Origin of the sequence: Streptomyces sp. NPDC052721 (genome assembly GCF_040678315.1) — a bacterium.
GTDB lineage: Bacteria > Actinomycetota > Actinomycetes > Streptomycetales > Streptomycetaceae > Streptomyces.
Genome location: NZ_JBFATL010000036.1, coordinates 70789 through 92775, shown reverse-complemented (window position 1 = coordinate 92775; position 21987 = coordinate 70789). Strand labels below are relative to the sequence as shown.

Here is a 21987-nt window from a genome sequence, read left to right as displayed (position 1 = left end):
TTGCGCCGGCCGCCCTGGTTGACCGCCGCCACCGAGGCGTCCAGGGTCTTCAGGAACGGCACGATCCCGTTGGAGTGCCCGTTCGTCCCCCGGATCAGCGAACCGCGCGAGCGGACACGGGAGTACGACAGGCCGATGCCGCCGGCGTGCTTGGAGAGGCGGGCGACCTGGTGGTAACGGTCGTAGAGGGAGTCCAGCTCGTCCAGGGGCGAGTCGAGCAGGTAGCAGGACGACATCTGGGGGTGCCGCGTACCGGAGTTGAAGAGCGTGGGGGAGGACGGCAGGTAGTCCAGGCGGCTCATCAGCCTGTACAGCGCCGTGACTTCGTCCACGGAGCGGGTCGTGTCGTCCTCCGCCAGGCCGCTCGCCACGCGCAGCAGGAAGTGCTGGGGCGTCTCGATCACCTTGCGGGTGACCGGGTGGCGCAGCAGGTAGCGGCTGTGCAGGGTGCGCAGGCCGAAGTAGCCGAACCGGTCGTCGGCCGCGCCGTCGACCAGCGCGTCGAGGCGCTCGGCGTGCAGCCGCACGAACTCGGCGGTGCGGTCGGCGATCAGGCCCTCGCGGTGGCCGACCGCGATGGACCCGGTGAAGGACGTCACGCCCTGCGAGGCGGCCTCGTCCCGGATCGCGCGGGTCAGCAGCCGGGCGGCCAGCTTCGAGTAGGCGGGGTCCTCGGAGATCAGGCCGGCGGCGGCCTCCGTGGCCAGCTCCCGCAGCTCCGCCTCGTCGGCCCGAGCGGACCGGCCGCGCAGCGCGGCGGCGGCGACCCGGCCCGGGTCGGCGTCGGGCAGGTCGGCGGTCAGCTCGGTCAGGGTCCGCAGCAGCGCGGCACCGGGACCGTCGGTCTTCAGCTCGCTGACTGAAGCCGGGTCGGCTGGCGCGATGGTCACGTGGGGCTCTCCCTCGCTCGGCACGGGGCCTGGCGGAGGGCAGGGGCAGCCACGAGCGCGCACGGCGTCGCGTCCACCGGCCCACTCCACGAGGCCCGGACGTCGGAACCACCCGGGCCTGGACGGCCGGGTGCACCGCCGGCAGGTCTTCGGACTCGACAGGCGTGCGGAGGCACACGAGTACACCGTTGCGGGACAGTTCCGGATTCGCACCGGATTCCCCTGCGACGACAGCGAGGACGAGCATACATCTAGTGCCGGGCTGTCATGTCACCCCCAGATGTAGTGCCGATCCGGTCTCAGAGGGTCAACTCGTACGCGAGGAGCGTGATGTCGTCCCGGCCCGGGAGGGGATTCCAGTCCCGCTCGGGGGCGCGGGCGAAACCGAGGCGGGCGTAGAGGCGGTGGGCGGTGTGCATGGTCCGCTGGGTGGAGAGGACCACGCGGACGCAGCCCTCGGTGGCCCGCGCGCGGTCGACGCAGGCCCGCACCAGTGCCTCGCCGGCACCCTGGCCCCGGGCCGCGGGGGCGACCGCGAGCATCCGGATCTCGGCCTCGCCCGGGCCCGCTATGTCGGTCATGGGGCCGCCGGAGCGGACGAAGGTGACCCCGCCGAGGAGGACTCCGTCACGGACGGCCACGAGGACGTCCGCGGCGGCGGCCCGCTTGGCCACGTCCCTCAGCTCGCCGAGGTACCAGTCGCTGTCGTCGAAGGCGAGGAGGCCGTCGCCCAGGTAGGCCTGGGCGGTGATCTCGCCCAGGTCGTCGTACTCGTCGGCAGCGGCCCGTCGGATCACGAAGTCCATGCCACCGAGTCTGCCGGACGGGTACGACAACGGAGGCGAGAGGCACGACGAGGGGCCGAGAGGCACGACGCCCGACCCCATGGGTATGACAACGGGCCGCCGGATCTGCCTCCGACGGCCCGTTGAGCGACGGCTGTCTAGTGACCGGCGCCCGCGGTCGCGGGCGGCAGCTCCACCTGGACACCGGGGTCGCCGGCGTCCGCCGTGTAGTCTCCCGGCCTGGTCTCGTCGACGCCCTCGGGGGCCTTCACGGCCTTCAGGACGACGGTGAGGACCACGGTCACCAGGACGTTCAGGACGAACGCCGTCAGACCGATGTAGCCGATCTCGCCGATGCCGGGGATCTCCTTGGCGTTGCCGCCGAAGTGCTTCTGCGTCGGCGAGGCGATGCCGTACGCCGCGGCCGTGCCGTAGATCATGCCGACCGCCCAGCCCGCGAGCAGCGCCCAGCGGTGGAACCAGCGGGTGAACAGGCCGCCCACCAGCGCCGGGAAGGTCTGCAGGATCCAGATGCCGCCCAGCAGCTGGAAGTTGATGGCGACCGTCTTGTCCATGGTGAGGACGAAGACCAGCGCGCCGACCTTCACCAGCAGCGAGACCAGCTTGGAGACCTTGGTCTCCTGCTCCGCCGTCGCGTCGGGCTTGATGAAGTCCTTGTAGATGTTGCGGGTGAAGAGGTTGGCCGCCGCGATGGACATGATCGCCGCCGGGACCAGCGCGCCGATGCCGATCGCCGCGAACGCCACGCCCGCGAACCAGTCCGGGAACATGTCCTCGAACAGCTGCGGGATGGCCAGCTGGCCGTTGGTGACCTTCACGCCGGCCGCGATCGCCATGAAGCCCAGCAGCGCCAGCAGACCCAGCATGAGGGAGTACAGCGGCAGGATCGTGGTGTTGCGGCGGATCACCTCACGGCTCCTGGACGACAGAGTCGCGGTGATCGAGTGCGGGTACATGAACAGCGCGAGCGCCGAGCCGAGCGCCAGCGTGGCGTACGTCCACTGGTTCGCCTCCCCCGGCGCCAGCGCCCCGCGCGGCTTGCCGGTGGCCGGATTCACCTGGCTGAACGCCTCGCCCGCCTTGGCGAAGATGTCGTCGAACCCGCCCAGCTTGATCGGGATGTAGATGATCGCCACCGCGATGACGATGTAGATCAGCGTGTCCTTGACGAACGCGATCAGAGCGGGGGCGCGCAGACCGGACGAGTAGGTGTAGGCGGCCAGCACACCGAAGGCGATGAGCAGCGGCAGGTCCTTCACGAACCAGTTGGTGTTCTCGCCGCCGCCGACGCCCATCACGTCCAGCACCGCCTGGATGCCGACGAGCTGGAGCGCGATGTACGGCATCGTCGCCAGGATGCCGGTCACCGCCACCGCCAGCGACAGGCCCTTCGAGCCGAACCGGCCGCGCACGAAGTCGGAGGTGGTGACGTACCCGTGGCGGTGCGAGACCGACCACAGGCGCGGCAGGAAGGTGAAGATCAGCGGGTACACCAGGATCGTGTACGGCACCGCGAAGAACCCGGCCGCGCCCGCCGCGTAGATCGCCGCCGGTACGGCGACGAAGGTGTACGCCGTGTACAGGTCACCGCCGAGCAGGAACCAGGTGATCCAGGTGCCGAAGGACCGGCCGCCCAGACCCCATTCGTCCAGGGAGTGCTCGTTCTCGGCCCTGCGCCAGCGCGCGGCCAGGAAGCCCACGACCGTGACGGCCAGGAAGAAGAAGATGAAGACGCCGAGAGCGACGCCGTTGACGCCGTCCTTCACTTCGCCGCACCCCCGTTCGTGTCCCTGTGGGCACGCTGGTCACGCTGCCAGAGCTTGTACGCCAGCATGGTGAGCGCGGTGGAGATCAGCACCCAGAGCATCTGGTACCAGTAGAAGAACGGGATCCCGATGAACGCGGGATCCGTCTTGGCGTACGAGCCGACCCACAGCATCGCCACGAAGGGCGCGACGAGACACAGGGCGATGATCACCCGGCCCGGTGTCACCACCGGTGGTCTCACTTCAGGCGTTTCGGACATGCCACGGCTCCGTCCCCTCGCTGATCAGCTGTGTAATGAGCAGGCAATCTAGGTGACGGTGTCGCGGGAGCGGAAGACCTCGTCCGCATATCGGTATATCGATTCAGCGAACGTGCCGGGTACGGCCGGCCCGGCGCCTACTCCGCCGGCCGCTTGAGCCGGGCCACGAACTTGTACCGGTCCCCGCGGTACACCGACCGCACCCACTCCACCGGCTTGCCCTCGCGGTCCAGCGAGTGCCGGGAGAGCATCAGCATCGGCAGGCCCACGTCGGTGCCGAGCAGCCCCGCCTCGCGCGGCGTGGCCAGGGAGGTCTCGATGGTCTCCTCGGCCTCGGCGAGGTGGACGTCGTAGACCTCGGCGAGCGCGGTGTACAGGGAGGTGTACTTCACCAGTGAGCGCCTGAGGGCCGGGAAGCGCTTGGCCGACAGGTGGGTGGTCTCGATGGCCATCGGCTCGCCGTTGGCCATGCGCAGCCGCTCGATGCGCAGCACGCGCCCGCCGGCCGTGATGTCGAGCAGCTCGGCGAGCCGGTCGTCGGCGGTGACGTACCCGATGTCCAGCAGCTGCGAGGTCGGCTCCAGGCCCTGGGCGCGCATGTCCTCCGTGTAGGAGGTGAGCTGCAGCGCCTGGGAGACCTTGGGCTTGGCCACGAAGGTGCCCTTGCCCTGGATGCGCTCCAGCCGGCCCTCCACGACCAGTTCCTGCAGGGCCTGGCGCACCGTGGTGCGGGAGGTGTCGAACTCGGCGGCCAGCGTGCGCTCGGGCGGGACCGGGGTGCCCGGTGCCTGCGTCTCCGTCATGTCGAGCAGGTGCTTCTTCAAGCGGTAGTACTTCGGCACGCGCGCGGTACGGGTGGTGCCGGCCTCGTTCTCCGCACTGCTGACGTCGGTGCTCATGCTCTGCCTTCCCGGCTCCGAATGCCGAAAGCGACCGACATCCCCATCGGCCACGGCTCACATCGTGGCACGGGTTGTCGTGTCAGCACTCCACCCGCACGCTCCGTGATCTCCTCTATATACCGTTGCCCCCGCTGTTGGTCTAGTCCATCGGGAGGATGAGCCCGGTGAGCCCGCGGGGCCGGGGCCGCCCTCCCGTGGGGCGCTCCGGGCTAGATCCCCTGCCAGTCCGGCTTGTTGGCGTACGTGTGCCGGAAGTAGTCGGCCAGCTTCAGCTTGGACGCGGCGGCCTCGTCGGCGACCACCGTGGCGTGCGGGTGGAGCTGGAGCGCGGAGGCCGGGCAGACGGCCGCCACCGGGCCCTCGACGGTCGCGGCGACCGCGTCCGCCTTGCCCTCGCCGGTCGCCAGCAGCACCAGGTGGCGGGCCTCCAGGATCGTCCCGATGCCCTGGGTGATGACGTGGTGCGGAACCTGTTCGATGTCGCCGTCGAAGAAGCGGGCGTTGTCGATCCGGGTCTGCTCGGTCAGCGTCTTGATCCGGGTGCGCGAGGCGAGCGAGGAGCACGGTTCGTTGAATCCGATGTGCCCGTCGGTCCCGATGCCGAGCAGTTGCAGGTCCACGCCCCCGGCCTCGGCGAGTGCGCGGTCGTACGCCTCGCACGCCGCCTGGACGTCCTCGGCCGTGCCGTCCGGGCCCATGAACGCGTCCATGTCTATGCCGAGCGGCTCCAGCACCTCCCGGCGCAGCACCGAGCGGTAGGACTCGGGGTGGTCCGCGGGCAGCCCCACGTACTCGTCGAGCTGGGCGATCCGCGCCCGTGAGACGTCCACGGCGCCGGAGCGCACCTTGGCGGCCAGTGCCTGGTAGACGGGCAGCGGGGTGGAGCCGGTGGCCACGCCGAGCAGGGCGTCGGGCTTGCGTCGCAGCAGTTGCGCCATGGCCTCGGCGATCAGCTCGCCGCCCGCCGCGGCGTCCGGAACGATGACAACTTCCACGCTGGGCCTGCCGTTCTGGAGAGGGCTCTGTGCGTCTCTATGTGGTTTAGACCAATCTAACAGAATCGGCGTTCGAGAGCGCGGGAAAGACGGGGAAGGGCACGCGTCCGGTGAGCCCTTAGGTGAGGGAACCTCCCGTCGCGTCCAGCCAGTGCCCGGTCACCCAGCGGCCGTCCTCCGAGACCAGGAAGGAGACCACGTCGGCGATGTCGGCCGGCGTGCCCACCCGGCCCAGCGCCGAGTAGCCGGCCGCCCGCTGCCACGCCTCGTCGCTCGCGCGCAGCCAGGAGGCGTTGACGTCGGTGTCCACGACGCCGGGCGCCACCGAGTTCACCGTGATCCCGCGGGGGCCCAGCACCTTGGACAGGTCCCGGGTGAAGACGTCCAGGGCCGCCTTCGTCATCGCGTACGCCATCAGTTCGGGCATCGCTGCGGTCCGGGAGAGACCGGACGATATGGTCACCACCCGCCCGCCGTCCCGCAGCCGCTCCGCCCCGAGCCGGGTGAGGAAGAACGGGGCCTTCACGTTCACCGCGAAGAGCCGGTCGTACTCCTCCTCGTCGATCTCCGGGAACGGGCGGGCGGTGCCGATGCCCGCGTTGTGCACGAGGATGTCCAGGCCGTCCGTGCGCCGGTCGAACTCCGCCCACAGCCGCTCGGCGTCCCCGGGCGTCCCCAGCTCCACCCCGAGTGGGAACGCCGAGCCGCCGGCCGTCTCGATCGCCGCGACCGTCTCCTTCGCGGCGGTCTCGTCGCGTCCGTAGTGCACCGCCACCCGCGCCCCGTCGCGTCCCAGCCGCTCGGCGATTCCGCGCCCGATGCCCCGGCTCCCGCCCGTGACCAGTGCCGTCTTCCCTGTGAGCACGCCCATGTCTGCCCCCTCCAGATTTGTCTAGCGGTCACTACAAAAAAACCGTACACCACCTCGCCGACAATTTTCTAGGGGGCGCTATAAAATAGTCCCCATGACGACGGGTCAGGAGACGGGTCAGGACAGGCGAGCACAGGGCGGCACGGGCCGGACGCGGGGCCGGCCGCGCTCCTTCGACCGGACCACCGCGCTGGAGAAGGCGCTGATGGCCTTCTGGGAGCACGGGTACGAGGCCACCTCGGTCTCCGACCTCACCCGGCTCATGGATATCGGCGCGCCCAGTCTGTACGCGGCCTTCGGTGACAAGCGGACCCTCTTCGACGAGGTCGTCCGGGTCTACGCCGGCTCCCACGGCGCCTTCACCGACCGCGCCCTCGCCGAGGAGCCCACGGCCCGGGCGGGCGTCGCCCGTATGCTCCGGGAGGCCGCCGCCGAGTACACCGACCCCGCCCACCCGCACGGCTGCCTGATCATCCACGCGGCCACCAACTGCACCAGCCCCGAGGTGGAGGCGCTGCTGCGGGACATGCGCAACGCCAACATCGCCGCCGTCGAAGCCCGGATCCGGGCGGACATCGCGGCCGGGCTGCTGCCGGCCGGCACCGACGCCGCCGCTCTCGCCCGGCACACCGGCGCGGTGATCCAGGGAATGTCCCAGCAGGCCCGCGACGGCGCACGCCGGGAGGAACTGGAAGCACTCGCGGAAATTGCCATGGCCATCTGGCCCCACGATTGACCCGAGCGGGCTAGGCTGCGTGGCATCGCGTGCCGGCGCCCCTCGCGGCGCGGACGCCTCCACACCATGGACACGCCGTCGTGGTCTAGTCCACAATCGAGAAGAACACGCTTCCGTCTTCCCCGCACAGGAAGGCGGATCGAGGAACCGGCGCTCTCTGCCCTGACTGCCCCGGCTCCTCGGCCTTCGGCCGACCGGGACCGCACACCCCACGGCCGATGATGCTCCGGGCTGCGGTGCCGGGAGGGTTGAGGGTCCCTTCCAGGCGCCGCGGCCCGCGGGTGTTTTTCGGCCACCCGCGGGGCCCCGGGTACGCTCGCAGACGTGCCCTCCATGAACGAACTCGTACGCCAGCACACCGCCCTCGACGACTCCGATCTCGAGTGGCTCCACCTGCTGGTCTCGGAGTGGCAGCTGCTCTCCGACCTCTCCTTCGCCGACCTGGTGCTGTGGGTCCCCACCCGGGACGGCACCCGGTACGTCTCGGTCGCCCAGATGCGCCCCAACACCGGCCCGACCTCCTACCAGGACGACATGGTCGGCCACCTGGTGCCGCGCGGCCGTCGGCCCATGCTGGACGCGGCCCTGGACGAGGGCCGGATCGTGCGCGAGGGCGACCCGGAGTGGCGCGAAGAGGTCCCCGTACGGGTCGAGTCCATCCCCGTACGTCGTGAGGGCCGCGTCCTCGGGGTGATCGCCCGGAACACCAACCTGCTCACCGTGCGCACCCCGAGCCGCCTGGAGCTGACCTACCTCCAGAGCGCCTCCGATCTCGCGCAGATGATCGCGGCCGGCGCCTTCCCCTTCCCGGACCAGCAGGTCGACATGGACGCCTCCCCGCGCGTCGGCGACGGCCTGATCCGGCTCGACGCGGACGGCATCGTCCAGTACGCCTCTCCGAACGCCCTGTCCGCCTACCACCGGCTCGGCCTCGCCGCCGACCTCGTCGGCCACCACCTCGGCCAGACCACCGCCGAACTCGCCCCGACCCGGGGGCCGGTGGACGAGGCGCTGGCCAAGGTGGCCAGCGGCTGGGCGCCGCGCGAGTTCGAGATCGAGGCCCACGACGGGGTCATCCAGTTCCGGGCCATCCCGCTCAAACCCAAGGGCACGCGCATCGGTTCGCTCGTGCTGCTCCGGGACGTCACCGAACTGCGACGCCGCGAACGTGAGTTGATCACCAAGGACGCCACCATCCGGGAGATCCACCACCGGGTGAAGAACAACCTCCAGACGGTCGCCGCCCTGCTCCGGCTCCAGGCCCGGCGCATCGAGTCCGAACGCGGCCGGGAGGCCCTGGAGGAGGCGGTCCGCCGGGTCGGCTCCATCGCGATCGTCCATGAGACGCTGTCTCAGAACCTGGACGAGCGGGTGGAGTTCGACGACATCGCCGACCGGGTGCTGGCGATGGTCGCCGAGATCTCGCCGGGCAAGGTGACCGGCCGGCGCAGCGGACGGTTCGGCATACTCGACGCCGAGGTCGCCACCCCGCTGTCCATGGTCCTCACCGAGATCCTGCAGAACGCCCTGGAGCACGGTTTCCGTGAGGGCGACACCGGCACGGTCGAGGTCTCCGCGGTGCGTGGCGGCACCATCAAGGAGGCCCGGCTGCTGGTCACCGTCCAGGACGACGGTGTCGGACTGCCCGAGGGCTTCGACCCGCACCGCTCGGGCAACCTCGGCCTGCAGATCGTACGGACACTGGTGGAGGGCGAGTTGGGCGGCTCGTTCGACATGGTGCCGGCGCCGGAGCGCGGGACGCGGGTGATCCTCGACATTCCGGTGCGGGCGCAGAAGTGAGCCGTCGGGCCCGGCGCACCGGGCGATGGGGGCGCGCCGGGGAAGCCGGCGCAGCAAAAAGCCCCGGACCGCCATTGGTCCGAGGCTGTCGCTCGTTGCTGCTCTGCTTGTATCGCGATGGGGGTCCCCCCGGCTCGAGCGTAGCCGAGAGTTGGGGGAGCATCGGGGGAACTGCGCGCTGCGGCTCGGGGGCGGGAGATGCGTACGTGCTGTGCGCGCCGCCAAGCTCAGGCTGTCAGCAGGGGTGGGTGTGTCAGGCGGAGGCCTGACGAGCCCGGTTGCGGGCGGCGCGGCGCTTCATGGCGCGGCGCTCGTCCTCGCTGAGACCACCCCAGACGCCGGAGTCCTGACCGGACTCGAGCGCCCACTGCAGACACTGCTCGATCACCGGGCAGCGACGGCAGACGGCCTTGGCTTCCTCGATCTGCAGCAGCGCAGGACCGGTGTTGCCGATGGGGAAGAAGAGCTCGGGGTCTTCCTCGCGGCAAACGGCGTTGTGACGCCAGTCCATGGCTGCTACCTCTCCTTGGTATTACGTGCAGGTTGCTTGTGAATGTGAACGCTTTCACGAATCCCTCAACAAGTGAAGGGCCGACCGCCGAGTCTTCACCCGGCGTGGTCCTGTGTTTGAAGAGGGGTTCCGGTGATCAGTGGAGGCCGGTGTTGCGGGCCGTCCCGATCGCCACGTAGAGACTCGCAAACCTCAGCGGCGGATACAACCCCTTCCGGAAAGTTTTTTTTGATTCCTCGGTGTCGACTAGGTCACAGCCGTACTTCCATGGGGTGGACCCTGGCCTAAACGTTCGAGTGAAAGGACTTTCGCCCGTTCCGCTCACACAATCACACGCAGTGCACGGCGTACGCCTGTGAACGTCACGCTCGTACGCAGCCCGAGATGGTCACCGTCCATCTGAAGGGGCAGAGGCACCTTCGAATGCAAGGTGAACTGGTCCAGATCGTGCAGGGAGACGGCGTGCTTCCCCTGCGGTCCCCGCTCGGGGGACGAAGTGAGCAACTGGGTGCCATACCGGGCAACCGCGGCCGTGGACAGACGGCTGAGGCCGAGCACGTCGATGCCTGTATCGAACGAGGCCTTAGGTGACGTGTACATCGGGCGATTGCCGAGATACGTCCACGGAGACGTGTTCGAGACTATGGCGACGACAAGGTCCTCGATCGGGTCAGCGCCGGGCTGGTCGAGCGTGATGGTGCCGTGCCGGCGGTTCGGCTCACCGAGGAACTGCCGGACCACCTGGCGGACGTAGAGCGCGTGCGTCGACTTCTTCCCGCGCTCGCGCTGCTGCTCGACCCGGCCCACCACGCCCGCGTCGAAGCCGAGCCCGGCGTTGAAGGTGAACCAGCGGGCCGGCACCGCTTCGTCCTCGGTGCCCGGCGTGCCCGAGGTCAGGCCGAGGCCGACGACCCGCTCGGTGCCGTCGCGCAGCGCGTCCAGCAGCGCTCCGGTGGCCTCGACGGGGTCGTTGGGCAGGCCCAGGGCGCGGGCGAAGACGTTCGTGGAGCCGCCCGGGACGACGGCGAGGCCGGGGAGACGGTCAGGGGCGGGACCGGCGTGCAGGAGGCCGTTGACGACCTCGTTGACCGTGCCGTCGCCGCCGAGCGCCACCACCAGGTCGATGTCGTCGCTCTCCGCCGCCTGCCGGCCGAGGTCGCGGGCATGGCCGCGGTACTCGGTGGTGACCGCCTCCAGCTTCATCTCGCTCGCCAGCGCGTGGATCAGTACGTCACGTCTGCGTGCGCTTGTGGTGGTTGCCGCCGGATTGACCACGAGAAGTGCACGCATGCATGGCAGCGTACCTACTGGGTGGTACTCGGCCCAGACCGAGTTAGGGATCCGGTAAGAGACCGGGGCGTGAGCCTGGACACTCGGGGGCGCGGGGCGCGGCAGCGCGCCGGAGGGGGAGGGCTACCCTGCTGAGGTGAGCAGTCAGCAGAATCCCGCCCCGGACACCGCCAAAGCCGCCGCGGCCGACGCGGCCGATCCGGCCGCCGGGCCGCGCCCGCGCCGGCTGACGTACGCGGCGGCGCTGGCCGCGCTGGAGGGCGCGGCGCTGGTGGCCGGCGGCCTGTGGGTGCTCGTCCTGGGGCTCACCGGTGACCCGGACGACCGGCAGCAGGCCGTGACCCTGGGCATCACCCTGGCCGTCCTCGCGCTGCTGCCGCTGCTCGCCGCGCGCGGTCTGCTGCTGCGGCGCTCCTGGAGCCGGGGGCCCGCGCTGATCACCCAGCTCATGGCCCTTCCCGTGGCCTACAACCTGCTCCGGGCCGACAGCATGGCCATCCCGGCCGGTATCGCGCTCGGGGTGGTCGCCCTGGTGGCGCTCGTGCTTCTCGTCAACGGCGAGACGACCCGGGCCCTCGGGATCAAGGGACCGGGCCGGGGCGAGTAGGGCTCACTCCCCGCTCACTCCTCCACGAGGAGCTTCTCGCGGAGCTGGGCCAGGGTGCGGGCCAGCAGGCGGGAGACGTGCATCTGCGAGATGCCGACCTCCTGCGCGATCTGCGACTGGGTCATGTTCCCGAAGAAGCGCAGCAGCAGGATCCGCTTCTCGCGCGGCGGCAGGTCCTCCAGCAGCGGCTTGAGGGACTCGCGGTACTCCACGCCCTCCAGCGCCTCGTCCTCGGCGCCCAGGGTGTCGGCGACCGCCGGTGACTCGTCGTCCGTGTCGGGGACGTCCAGCGACAGCGTGGAGTACGCGTTCGCGGACTCCAGGCCCTCCAGGACCTCCTCCTCGGAGATGGCGAGCTTCTCGGCCAGCTCGTGGACCGTCGGGGAACGGCCGTGCAGCTGGGACAGCTCGGCCGTCGCGGTGGTCAGCGCGAGCCGCAGCTCCTGGAGCCGGCGCGGCACGCGGACCGCCCAGCCCTTGTCGCGGAAGTGCCGCTTGATCTCGCCGACGACGGTCGGCGTGGCGTACGTGGAGAACTCCACGCCGCGCTCGGGGTCGAAGCGGTCGACGGACTTGATCAGACCGATCGTGGCGACCTGGGTGAGGTCGTCCAGCGGCTCGCCGCGGTTGCGGAAGCGGCGCGCCAGGTGCTCCACGAGCGGCAGGTGCATACGGACCAGCTGGTTGCGCAGCTCCGCGTACTGCGTGCTGCCCTCCGGCAGGGTGCGCAGCTCGACGAACATCGCCCGCGCCCCGCTGCGGTCCTGGGCGTCGTGCTGCACGGCCTGCGCGGCCTCCGTGCCCGGCGCGTCGTCCTCGGCGTATCGCTCGTGCTCGCTCATCGTCCCGCCCGTAGCCCTTCCCCGAGCCCTGGCCCCCGCGCGGACGGCGGGTCCGGCGCCGTCGCGTGCCTGCGGTGGCGTGCCCATGGCACCGTCACCGCCGACCCGCGCGGAGTCGTCCTCCGGGTGCGGTCTGGCCTGCTCGGGGATGCCGTCGATGCCGTCCGCCATGCGCCGGGAACCGTCCCGGGGGCCTGCCCCGGAGGTCTCGGCATCGCCCGACCAGGAGGCACCCCCGTCCCCGGTCGGCAGCTCCCGTGTGCCGCGCTCTTCGTCCCGCACCGGCCCGTCCCCGTTCCTCACGCCGGCCCGGGGCCGGCGCCACGCTGTTTGTAGAGGCTGATCGACACCGTCTTGTCCTCGTCCACGGCGGACGAGACCTTGCCCGCGAGGGCCGACAGCACGGTCCAGGCGAAGGTGTCCCGCGAGGGGGCGTGGCCGTCCGTGGTCGGCGCCGACACCGTGACTTCCAGCGAGTCGTCGACGAGCCGGAAGACACAGCTCAGCACCGAGCCGGGCACGGCTTGCTGGAGCAGGATCGCGCAGGCCTCGTCCACGGCGATGCGCAGGTCCTCGATCTCGTCCAGGGTGAAGTCCAAGCGGGCCGCGAGACCGGCCGTGGCCGTCCGCAGCACCGACAGGTAGGCACCCGCGGCCGGCAGCCGGACTTCCACGAAGTCCTGGTTCGCCGCGGGCTCGCCTGCGATCTGGGACACCCTCACCTCCATGGTGGTACAAGCTTTACGGGGCCGAGGGTCGCCCCCCGGGGTAACGCGTACGTGGTTCAAGCGGTGACGCTATCGCGCTCCGAACGTTTCTGTCCCCGGGACCCCAACCCCCTGGCGTCACTCACAGTAAAGCTGTGGATACGCTCCGTGTCTAGAGGGTTTGCGGGCCCAAATGGGGAGAGCGCGCGCCGGGTTGACGTACCCAGACGTCAGACGCTCGAACCGTCGTGCGGCAGCCGCCGCATGCAGTGTCACACGAGAACGCGGTCGGACGGGACGCTCTCGGCGAGAACGCTCTCAGAGACGCGTTCGAACGGGGGTCCGGGGCGGTGCTCGAAAGCGCGCCCGGAACGGCGGGGCGGGGCTAGACGAGCACGTGGTCCACGAAGCACCACCGCCAGTCCTCGCCGGGCTCGAAGGTCCGCATCACCGGATGACCGGACTGCGCGTGGTGCTCCGTCGCGTGCCGTCCCGGCGAGGAGTCGCAGCAGCCGACGTGGCCGCACGTGAGGCACAGCCGCAGCTGGACCGGGTTCGTGCCGTCCCGCAGGCACTCCGGACAGGTCTCGTCGAGCGGCTTCGGTTCCGGGTGCGGCAGCGCGGCGGCGTGCGTGCACTGTTTCATGATTGCCAGATTACGACGGTTGTGCGGGTTGCCGCGCGAAAGACGAGGGTGGGCGAGGACCATGGACGTGATGCCCCTGCTGTTGCTGGTGGCGGGCAGTGCCGCGGTGGCCGCGGCGGCCCGGCGTACCCCGGCGCCGGCGCCCCTGCTGCTCGTCGCGGTCGGTCTGGCGGTCTCCTACGTGCCCGGCGTCCCGTCCTACACCCTCGATCCGCACATCGTCCTGCCGCTGCTGCTGCCCCCGCTGCTGTACACCTCGGCGAGCGACAGCTCCTACCTCGACCTGCGGGCACAGATGCGGCCGGTGGCGCTGCTCTCGGTGGGATACGTGCTCTTCGCGACCGTCGTCGTCGGCTGGGCCGCCTATCTGATCATCCCCGGGCTGTCGCTGACCGCCGCCCTGGTGCTGGGCGCGGTGGTGGCACCGCCGGACGCGGTCGCCGCCACGGCGGTCGCGCGCCGGGTGGGCCTGCCGTCCCGGATCACCACCATCCTCCAGGGCGAGTCCCTGCTGAACGACGCCACGGCGATCACCGCCTACAAGGTGGCGCTCGGCGCCGCCGTCGGGGAAGGTGCCACCTGGGCGGGCGGACTCCGCGAGTTCGCGATCGCCGCGGTCGGCGGTGTCGGGATCGGTCTCGTCCTCATGGCGCCCCTGCACTGGCTGCGCACGCACCTGACCGAGCCCCTCCTGCAGAACACGCTCTCCCTGCTGATCCCGTTCGTCGCCTACGGGGTCGCCGAGCAGGCGCACGCCTCCGGGGTGCTCGCGGTGGTGGTCGTCGCCCTCTACCTCGGTCACCGCGCGTGGGAGGTCGATTTCGCCACCCGCCTCCAGGAGTCCGCGGTGTGGAAGATGGTCGCCTTCGTGCTGGAGTCCGCGGTGTTCGCCCTGATCGGTCTCCAGCTGCCGATCGTCCTGAAGCGGCTCGGGGAGTACGAGGGCGCCTCCGCCGTCTGGTACGCGGTCGCCGTCTTCCTGGTCGTGGTGGTGGCCCGGTTCGTCTGGGTCTATCCGGCGACCTTCCTGCCCCGGATCCTGTCGACGCGCATCAAGGAGCGCGAGGAGAACCCCACCTGGCGGGGCGCGACGGTCACCTCGTGGGCCGGTATGCGCGGCGTCGTCTCCCTGGCCATCGCCTTCGCCATCCCGTCGACCATGCCCGACGGCCCGCGCAACCTGATCCTCTTCCTGACCTTCACCACCGTCATCGGCACCCTCGTCGTGCAGGGCGTGACGCTGCCGCCGCTGATCCGGCTGCTGAAGTTCCCCGGCCGGGACCGGCAGGCCGAGACGCTCGCCGAGGCCAACGCCCAGGCGCAGGCCTCCCGGGCCGCCGAGGCCCGGCTCGACGAACTCCTCTCCGACGAGCGCAACGCCCTGCCGCAGCCGCTCGCCGACCGGCTCCGCATGGTCCTGGAACGCCGCCGCAACGCCGTCTGGGAACGGCTCGGGCAGGTCAACCCGATCACCGGCGAGTCCGTGGACGACACCTACCGCCGGCTGTCCCGCGAGATGATCAGCGCCGAGCGCGAGGTCTTCGTCAGGCTCCGCGACCTGCGCTACATCGACGACGAGATGCTGCGCGCCCTGCTCAGACGCCTGGACCTGGAGGAGGCGGCGGCCTACCGGGAGGCCGGTTAGCGTTCCGGGGCGACTGCCGCGGGTTCCGGGAAGGGCCGTCCCGTGACGACGGCGGCGATCGTCGTCCCGCGCGCGAAGGCGCTTTCTTCCGCCAGGGCGGCCAGTCCGAACAGCAACTTGGCGACATAAAGACGCTCCACGGGCAGCGCGTGCCGCTGCTCGAAGTCCTGTGCGAATGCCTCAAGTTCCGGTGTCGTACGGGCGTAACCGCCGCAGTGGAAACGGTCGTCCAGGGACCAGGTGCCGCTCCGGGCACCGAAGGCACGTTCCTGCAGGGCCTGTACGTCGGCCTCCAGGAAGCCGCCCTTCAGAACCGGGACGCCGAGCGCGCGCTGTCCGTCCGCCAGTCCGGCGGCGAGCCCGGCGAGGGTGCCGCCGGTGCCGCAGGCGACCGCGACGACGTCGGCCTGGCCGCGCAGTTCCGTGCCGAGGGCACGGCAGCCGCGTACCGCCTCGGCGTTGCTGCCGCCCTCGGGTACGACGTACGCGTCCTCGGCGCCGGCCGCGCGCAGGATCCCGGCCAGGGTCTCCGGTTCGGTCTTGCGGCGATATGTCGATCTGTCGATGAAGTGCAGCCGCATGCCGTCGGCCGCGCAGCGGGCCAGGGACGGGTTGAGCGGGCGGCCGGCCAGTTCCTGGCCGCGGACCACGCCCGTGACCGGCACGCCCAGCAGGCGGCCCGCGGCGGCGGTGGCCCGCAGGTGGTTGGAGTAGGCGCCGCCGAAGGTGACCAGGGGGCGGCCCCCGGCAGCCGCGATGTTCGGCACCAGCTTGCGCCACTTGTTGCCGATCAGCTGCGGGTGGATGAGGTCGTCGCGCTTGAGCAGCAGCCGGAGCCCGCGGCGCTCGAACCGGCCGTCCCGCACCTCGTGGAGGGGCGAGGGGAGGCGGGGGCTGAGCGGGTCGGAGCTGGTCACGGCTTCATTGTCGCCCGGCGCGGAGGCCGGGCGGGGGCGGGTGTCGCTCACCGGCGCCGACAGGTGCCGCCGAGCGCCCCGAAGGGGGCGGCGAACTGCGCGACCGGCCGCGGCGGACCCGCAGCCCGAGGCGGCCCCACCCCCGCAGTCCTAGTCCTTCAGCCGTTCCCGCACCCGCTCCCTCAGCCAGGACATCTCGAAGCCCCGGGGGTCCACCTTCCCCGGCTGCCACTCCCGGTGGCCGATGACCGACCGTTCCGTCCACCCGTGGTGCCGGCACAGTGCCGCGGCGACCCGCTCGACCGCCTCCAGCTGTTCCTCCGGCCACGGATCCTCCCCGTCGCCGAGGTTCTCGCACTCGAAACCGTAGAAGTGCCGGTTGCCGTCGGTGTTGGCCTCGTTGTCCGGCGGCAGCCGCTTCTCGGCGATCACCGCGCGCAGTACCTCGTCGTCCCCGAGCCCGGCGTGGTTGGCGCGGCCGTAGCCGACGAGATGGACCGTGCCGTCCTTGGTGATCACGCCGTGGCACAGCGGCCCCGGCAGGTCCGGGTGGCCGTCCCGGCACCTCTCCACCGTGCGCGCGCTGCCCTTGGTCACCGTGTGGTGGATCATCACGCCGTGGACGGGACCCCAGGGGCCCTTGTGATTGCGGTTGTGGTGCTGCCAGTCGCCGACCTCGACGACCGTGACGCCCTCCGCCCTGAGCGCGTCCAGAAATCCGCTCGCCGACATGGGTGGGGCCATGCCCGACTCCTTCGTGCCGTGCCCGTGCGGCCGCCGGTCGCGGCTGCCGGATGTCCTGCCTGCTTCTACCGAAACCGGACGACCCGGAACACATCGTTCGTACGGTGTGCGAGCCGATCCGGACAGACGGGGGCATGCCGTGCAGGCCGGGACGAGGTCCCTCATTGTGCCCAGTAGTCCGATGATCCATTCCCGCTCTTTCGGGTAATGGCGCGCACACGCTCCGTGCTGGGACGCTCGATGCGAGACCGGTGCCCGGTGCGCTTCGGCACCGGGCATACATGGGAGGGCATTTCTCTATGTCGGTAGGCGAAGAGGTCCGCGCGGATCAGGGCAGGCCGCAGCAGTCCCTCGGGACGGCGGCCGCGCGGAACCTGGCCACCACCACCAAGTCCGTTCCGCAGATGCAGGAGATCAGCTCCCGCTGGCTGCTGCGCACGCTTCCCTGGGTGGACGTCCAGGGCGGCACGTACCGGGTGAACCGGCGTCTCACGTACGCCGTCGGCGACGGCCGGATCACCTTCGTGAAGACCGGCAACCAGGTGGAGGTCATCCCGAACGAACTGGGCGAGCTGCCGGCCCTGCGGTCGTACGAGGACGAGGAGGTGCTGACCGAGCTGGCCCGCCGCTGCCGGCAGCGCGACTTCGCGCCCGGCGAGGTGATCGCCGACTTCGGCAACCAGACGGACGAGGTCTATCTCCTCGCCCACGGCCGGGTGGAGAAGGTCGGCACCGGTCCCTACGGCGACGACGCCGTCCTCGGTGTCCTGGCCGACGGCGCCTACTTCGGCGACCAGGCGCTGCTCGACCCGGAGGCGATCTGGGAGTACACCGTCCGCGCGGACACCTCGACCACGGTGCTGATCCTCAGCCGCCAGGACTTCCAGCAGGTCGCGGAGCGCTCCGACTCGCTGCGCGCGCATCTGGAACGGCTGCGCTCGATCCCCGAGCAGCGGACCAACAAGTACGGGGAGAAGGAGGTCGAGCTGGCGGCCGGCCACTTTGGCGAGCCCGACATCCCGCACACCTTCGTGGATTACGAGCCACGGCCCCGCGAGTACGAACTGAGCATCGCCCAGACCGTGTTGCGCATCCACACCCGCGTGGCCGACCTGTACAACCAGCCGATGAACCAGACCGAGCAGCAGTTGCGGCTCACGGTCGAGGCGCTGAAGGAGCGCCAGGAACACGAGCTGGTCAACAACCCGGAGTTCGGTCTGCTCAGCAACTGCGAGTACGACCAGCGGATCCAGCCGCACGACGGCGCGCCGAGCCCGGACGACCTGGACGAGCTGCTCAGCCGCCGCCGTGGCACCAAGCTCCTCCTGGCCCACCCGCGCGCCATCGCCGCGATCGGGCGCGAGCTGAACAAGCGGGGACTGGTCCCGGAGACCATCGACATCGCCGGCAACCGCATCCCCACCTGGCGCGGGGTGCCGATCTACCCGTGCAACAAGATCCCGATCAGCGAGGCCCGTACGACCTCCATCATCGCCATGCGTACCGGCGAGGCCGACCAGGGCGTCATCGGCCTCAGGCAGTCCGGCATCCCGGACGAGATCGAGCCGAGCCTGTCCGTCCGGTTCATGGGCATCAACGAGCAGGCCGTCATCAAATACCTGGTGACGGCGTACTACTCGGCCGCGGTCCTGGTGCCCGACGCGCTCGGCGTGCTGGAGAACGTCGAGATCGGTCGGTGGAGGTGACGTTTCCGCACGTCGCGGCCGTGTCCCCGCCCCCCGGGGCGGGTAGGTCCTCGGGGTACGCGTCCGGCCGGGCCGGTGACGCCGTACTCCACGGACCTGGCGAGGGGGAGGCATGGCCGAGTTCATGACGGAGACCGAAGAGCGTTCCTCCGGTGTGCCGCGTCCCGGCACAGTGGGAGAACCACCGGAGAAGGTCGGGGACGGCGCCGCCGGTTCGCTCGACGGGCAGGAGGCGGCGGCGCAGCTGGAGCGCGCCCGGGCGCTGGTCGACCCGGAGCTGCGCGCGGCCGTGGAGTCGCTGCCCGGTTCCATGCGCCGGATCGCGCGCTACCACTTCGGCTGGCAGCACGCCGACGGCACTCCGGCGGCGGGCAACGCGGGCAAGGCGATCAGGCCGGCGCTCGTGCTGGCGGCCGCCGCCGCGCTCGGCGGCCCGGCGGCCCGGACGGCGGCCATCCCGGCGGCAGCGGCGGTGGAACTGGTCCACAACTTCACGCTGTTGCACGACGACGTGATGGACCGGGACACCACCCGCCGTCACCGGCCGACGGCGTGGACCGTGTTCGGCGACGCCGACGCGATCCTCGCCGGGGACGCCCTCCAGGCGCTGGCCCTGCGGCTGCTCGCCGCGGATCCGCACCCGGCCTCCGTGCCGGCCGCGGCCCGGCTCGCGGCCTGTGTCGTGGAGTTGTGCGAGGGCCAGCACACCGACACCGACCTGGAGCGGCGCGCGCCGGACGCGGTCACCCTGGACGAGGTGCTCGCGATGGCCGAGGCCAAGACCGGCGCCCTGCTGGGCTGTGCCTGCGCGCTCGGCGCGCTGTACGCGGGCGCGGGCGAGGAGGAGGTGGCCGCGCTGGACGGCTTCGGCCGGCAGGCGGGGCTCGCCTTCCAGCTCATCGACGACGTCATCGGCATATGGGGAGACCCGCGGCACACCGGCAAGCCGGCCGGCGCGGATCTCGCCGCCCGCAAGAAGTCCCTGCCGGTGGTGGCGGCGCTCACCTCCGGCACCCCGGCGGCGGCCGAGCTCGCCGCGCTGTACGGGACGCCGTACCGCGAGGAGGAGGCGGAGGCCGGGGAGATCACGCGTACGGCGCTGGCGGTGGAGCGCGCCGGCGGCCGGGACTGGGCGCAGGCGGAGGCGGCCGACCGGATGGCCCGGGCCATGCAGGAGCTGGCCCGCGCGGTCCCCGATCCGGAGGCTGCGGGCGGTCTGCTGGCGCTCGCCGAGTTCGTGACCCGGCGCACCAGCTGAGGGCCGTCCGTCCCGGCGGCCGAGCAGAACCCGGAGTCCCCGTGCCCGTGCGGCTCCTGACCCCGCGCGGTCAGCGGAGGCTCCGGCCAGGCGGCCCCCGCACACTCCCACAGTGTGCGGGAGCCGCCGATCCCTCGGCGACGGACGTCGACGTCGTCGCGGAAAGGAGCGCTGAGGGCGCCACCGATCTACCCTGAGGACATGGACAGCGAGGAACACGTCTGTCCCGTCTGCGGACAGCCCGTGGAAACGGTCGTCAAGCGGCACAAGACGCTGGGCGCCTGGGTGCCGGTCTGGGGCCCCGGCCCCTGCCGCAACCCCGACTGCGCGGCGTACGCCGAGACCGGCCGTCCCGCGGATTCCGGCCGATCCGCTGAGACCGGCCGGTCCGCTGAGACCGGCCGAGCCCCCCAGACCGGCCCCCGGCCCGCCGGGCACGAGCGGTCCGCCGGTGCGCAGGCCCGGCCGGGCGGCGGCAGCGGTCCGGAGGACCCGTCGGCGGCGGGCGCCGGGAACAGCGCCGTCTGAGCGCAGGTGGCGGGCGGGGCCGCCGTAGCGTGTGCGCATGCCGAAACTGCCGTACATCCTGCACATCACCGAGCGCTCCCTGTGGGAGGCGGCGCGCGAGCGCGGCGTCTATGAGATGTCCACCCGGGGCCGCACCCTCCAGGAGGAGGGCTTCATCCACTGCTCCACCCGCGAGCAGCTCCCGCGCATCGCCGACTTCCTCTACGGCGGCTACGACGGCCCGGACGAGCTGGTCGTGCTGGTCGTGGATCCGGCGCGGGTCGGGGTGCCGGTGAGGTACGAGTCCGTCGAGCCGGGCGGGGAGGAGTTCCCGCACGTGTACGGGCCGGTACCGGTCGAGGCGGTGGTGGACGTGGAGCCGTGGGGCTGAGACGGGAGGCAGGGAAGGCAAACGACTGACGGTCCCGCGTGGCGGCCAGCCGGCGTCGGCGCCCTGATCACGGCGACCGCCGCCGGTCGGCAGTCCGCCCGTCTCCGGGTCGCGGCCGGTCAGGCAGTACGTGCCGCCGGCCGGGTCGTGCATCACCGTCCAGTGGGCGCCGTTACGCACCAGGACCGCACCCGGCTCCTCGTGCCGCGCCCGGACGACGGTGATGTCCGCGCAGGCCAGGTCGAGGAGCGGAGGCCGGGCGCTCTCGTCGAGCCGCGGAGCAGCAGCCGTACCGGTAGGCCCGCCGGCGGCCGTGGTACGGCGAACTCCGGACGGGAGCCCGCCTGCCGCTCCCACCCGGTCAGTACGGCCCGGAGCGCGGACGCGGAACAACTGGCCTGCCGGAGAGCGCAGTACGGCCCAGTCGCCGTGGTCCGCCACGAGCCCGGCGCCGGGTCGCCGGGCGAGTGCCGTCGACTCCCGCACGTCGCCGGCGCACAGGCCGATGTGGGCGCCGCCGTCGCCGTCGGTGCCGCCGTGGAGCTTCGCGCTGGGGTCCGTCCCCTCGGGCAGCAGGGTCACGAACTCGCCCCGCTCGCCCCGGAATGCGGAGAGCCGGGTGCCGGTGACGGCCGTCGAGAAGGCCCACGCGTCGGCGAGGCGTGCGGCGGGCCGGTCGGCGAAGGCGCGTACGTCCAGCGGATCGTCATCCGGGGGCCAGCCGGAGCGGTGACCGAACAGGGCGGCGGGCGGCGGGAGTTCAGCCCGTGGGGCGTTCGATGAAGCGCAGCTGGTTGCCGGCCGGGTCCCGGAAGGCGCAGTCGCGCACCCCGTACGGCTGGTCCATCGGCTCCTGGAGGACGTCGGCGCCGGACTCGCGCACCCGCTCGTACAGCGCGTCGCAGTCGGGCGTGGTGAAGATGACTCCGCGCAGCAGGCCCTTGGCGAGGAGTTCGTTGAGCGCCTGCTTGTCGGCGGGGGAGGCGTCCGGGCTCGCGTCCGGCGGCTCCAGGACGATCGCCACGTCCGGCTGGAGCGGAGAGCCCAGGGTCACCCAGCGCATCCCCTCGAAGCCCACGTCGTTGCGGATCTCCAGACCGAGCACATCGCGGTAGAAGGCGATGGCCTTGTCGTGGTCGTCCACGGCGAGGAAACACTGCGCGAGTTTCACGTCCATGGACTCACCCTAG

Annotated in this window: 23 protein-coding genes, 1 pseudogene and 1 riboswitch; of the genes and pseudogenes, 8 read left to right on the top strand and 16 right to left on the bottom strand. The window is 71.4% G+C overall.

Features of this window, described 5'->3' with window-relative positions:
• From AB0L21_RS29105 to AB0L21_RS29075, 7 genes are all read right to left on the bottom strand, one after another.
• Positions 1-890: ribonucleotide reductase N-terminal alpha domain-containing protein (locus AB0L21_RS29105; RefSeq protein ID WP_365787401.1), on the bottom strand; the 890-nt coding region annotated here is incomplete at its 3' end.
• A gap of 122 nt (positions 891-1012) precedes the next feature.
• Positions 1013-1150: riboswitch (cobalamin riboswitch) on the bottom strand.
• A gap of 39 nt (positions 1151-1189) precedes the next feature.
• Positions 1190-1696: a GNAT family N-acetyltransferase gene (locus AB0L21_RS29100; protein ID WP_365787399.1), complete on the bottom strand. Its 507-nt coding sequence runs from the start codon at positions 1694-1696 to the stop codon at positions 1190-1192.
• Between the two features lie 137 nt (positions 1697-1833).
• Positions 1834-3462, bottom strand: a complete 1629-nt coding sequence (gene mctP, locus AB0L21_RS29095; RefSeq protein ID WP_365700357.1) for a monocarboxylate uptake permease MctP — start codon at positions 3460-3462, stop codon at positions 1834-1836.
• Entirely contained in the window at positions 3459-3722 is a 264-nt protein-coding gene (locus AB0L21_RS29090) for a DUF3311 domain-containing protein (RefSeq protein ID WP_365700359.1), read from the bottom strand. The genes mctP and AB0L21_RS29090 overlap by 4 nt, the downstream gene beginning before the upstream one ends.
• Before the next feature lie 137 nt (positions 3723-3859).
• Positions 3860-4621 (bottom strand): GntR family transcriptional regulator, encoded by a 762-nt coding sequence (locus AB0L21_RS29085; RefSeq protein ID WP_030657187.1) that lies wholly within the window; start codon positions 4619-4621, stop codon positions 3860-3862.
• A 212-nt stretch (positions 4622-4833) separates the two neighbouring features.
• Positions 4834-5619: a glucosamine-6-phosphate deaminase gene (gene nagB / locus AB0L21_RS29080; RefSeq protein WP_365787397.1), complete on the bottom strand. Its 786-nt coding sequence runs from the start codon at positions 5617-5619 to the stop codon at positions 4834-4836.
• Between the two features lie 118 nt (positions 5620-5737).
• On the bottom strand, positions 5738-6490 hold the full coding sequence (locus AB0L21_RS29075) for an SDR family oxidoreductase (RefSeq protein WP_365787395.1): 753 nt from the start codon (positions 6488-6490) through the stop codon (positions 5738-5740).
• Positions 6491-6584: 94 nt separating this feature from the next.
• On the opposite strand from AB0L21_RS29075, the gene AB0L21_RS29070 reads away from it, so the two are divergent.
• Positions 6585-7226 (top strand): TetR/AcrR family transcriptional regulator, encoded by a 642-nt coding sequence (locus tag AB0L21_RS29070; protein WP_365787393.1) that lies wholly within the window; start codon positions 6585-6587, stop codon positions 7224-7226.
• A gap of 333 nt (positions 7227-7559) precedes the next feature.
• Positions 7560-9026 carry a PAS domain-containing sensor histidine kinase gene (locus AB0L21_RS29065; RefSeq protein WP_365700682.1) on the top strand — a complete coding sequence of 489 codons (1467 nt, stop codon included), beginning with the start codon at positions 7560-7562 and terminating at the stop codon, positions 9024-9026.
• 253 nt (positions 9027-9279) lie between these two features.
• Here the strand turns inward: AB0L21_RS29065 and AB0L21_RS29060 are convergent, their stop codons facing one another.
• Both AB0L21_RS29060 and AB0L21_RS29055 read right to left on the bottom strand, forming a co-directional pair.
• Positions 9280-9537, bottom strand: coding sequence for a WhiB family transcriptional regulator (locus tag AB0L21_RS29060; RefSeq protein ID WP_003992873.1), 258 nt, complete (start codon positions 9535-9537; stop codon positions 9280-9282).
• A gap of 321 nt (positions 9538-9858) precedes the next feature.
• A complete protein-coding gene (locus tag AB0L21_RS29055) occupies positions 9859-10827 on the bottom strand; it encodes a diacylglycerol kinase family protein (protein WP_365700367.1) in 969 nt (322 codons plus the stop codon).
• Between the two features lie 136 nt (positions 10828-10963).
• Here AB0L21_RS29055 and AB0L21_RS29050 point away from each other — a divergent pair, with 136 nt between their 5' ends.
• The gene (locus tag AB0L21_RS29050) at positions 10964-11434 is read left to right on the top strand and encodes a hypothetical protein (protein ID WP_365787391.1); all 471 of its coding nucleotides are present in this window, start codon (positions 10964-10966) and stop codon (positions 11432-11434) included.
• Between the two features lie 14 nt (positions 11435-11448).
• On the opposite strand, the gene AB0L21_RS29045 is transcribed toward AB0L21_RS29050, so the two are convergent.
• From AB0L21_RS29045 to AB0L21_RS29035, 3 genes are all read right to left on the bottom strand, one after another.
• Positions 11449-12558, bottom strand: coding sequence for an RNA polymerase sigma factor SigF (locus AB0L21_RS29045; protein ID WP_365787390.1), 1110 nt, complete (start codon positions 12556-12558; stop codon positions 11449-11451).
• Between the two features lie 17 nt (positions 12559-12575).
• Entirely contained in the window at positions 12576-12992 is a 417-nt protein-coding gene (locus tag AB0L21_RS29040; protein ID WP_009190566.1) for an anti-sigma regulatory factor, read from the bottom strand.
• Positions 12993-13368: 376 nt separating this feature from the next.
• Complete coding sequence (locus AB0L21_RS29035; RefSeq protein WP_365700373.1) at positions 13369-13629, bottom strand: UBP-type zinc finger domain-containing protein; 261 nt, start codon at positions 13627-13629, stop codon at positions 13369-13371.
• A 61-nt stretch (positions 13630-13690) separates the two neighbouring features.
• Between AB0L21_RS29035 and AB0L21_RS29030 the strand changes: the two genes are divergently transcribed.
• Positions 13691-15274 (top strand): Na+/H+ antiporter, encoded by a 1584-nt coding sequence (locus tag AB0L21_RS29030; RefSeq protein WP_365787388.1) that lies wholly within the window; start codon positions 13691-13693, stop codon positions 15272-15274.
• Here AB0L21_RS29030 and AB0L21_RS29025 read toward each other — a convergent pair.
• Both AB0L21_RS29025 and AB0L21_RS29020 read right to left on the bottom strand, forming a co-directional pair.
• A complete protein-coding gene (locus AB0L21_RS29025) occupies positions 15271-16191 on the bottom strand; it encodes a pyridoxal-phosphate dependent enzyme (RefSeq protein ID WP_365700377.1) in 921 nt (306 codons plus the stop codon). The two genes, AB0L21_RS29030 and AB0L21_RS29025, sit on opposite strands and share 4 nt — an antisense overlap.
• A gap of 150 nt (positions 16192-16341) precedes the next feature.
• Positions 16342-16935 (bottom strand): N-acetylmuramoyl-L-alanine amidase, encoded by a 594-nt coding sequence (locus tag AB0L21_RS29020; RefSeq protein ID WP_365700379.1) that lies wholly within the window; start codon positions 16933-16935, stop codon positions 16342-16344.
• A gap of 299 nt (positions 16936-17234) precedes the next feature.
• Between AB0L21_RS29020 and AB0L21_RS29015 the strand changes: the two genes are divergently transcribed.
• From AB0L21_RS29015 to AB0L21_RS29000, 4 genes are all read left to right on the top strand, one after another.
• Complete coding sequence (locus AB0L21_RS29015) at positions 17235-18641, top strand: family 2B encapsulin nanocompartment shell protein (RefSeq protein ID WP_365787387.1); 1407 nt, start codon at positions 17235-17237, stop codon at positions 18639-18641.
• A gap of 112 nt (positions 18642-18753) precedes the next feature.
• Positions 18754-19899 (top strand): family 2 encapsulin nanocompartment cargo protein polyprenyl transferase, encoded by a 1146-nt coding sequence (locus AB0L21_RS29010; RefSeq protein WP_365787385.1) that lies wholly within the window; start codon positions 18754-18756, stop codon positions 19897-19899.
• Between the two features lie 201 nt (positions 19900-20100).
• Entirely contained in the window at positions 20101-20427 is a 327-nt protein-coding gene (locus AB0L21_RS29005) for a hypothetical protein (protein WP_365700385.1), read from the top strand.
• 37 nt (positions 20428-20464) lie between these two features.
• A complete protein-coding gene (locus AB0L21_RS29000) occupies positions 20465-20797 on the top strand; it encodes a DUF952 domain-containing protein (protein WP_365787383.1) in 333 nt (110 codons plus the stop codon).
• Positions 20798-20884: 87 nt separating this feature from the next.
• On the opposite strand, the pseudogene AB0L21_RS28995 reads toward AB0L21_RS29000, so the two are convergent.
• Both AB0L21_RS28995 and AB0L21_RS28990 read right to left on the bottom strand, forming a co-directional pair.
• Positions 20885-21507 (bottom strand): annotated as a pseudogene (locus AB0L21_RS28995) (VOC family protein); the annotation flags it as partial.
• A gap of 50 nt (positions 21508-21557) precedes the next feature.
• Complete coding sequence (locus AB0L21_RS28990; RefSeq protein WP_365700389.1) at positions 21558-21974, bottom strand: VOC family protein; 417 nt, start codon at positions 21972-21974, stop codon at positions 21558-21560.
• Positions 21975-21987 lie beyond the last annotated feature (13 nt).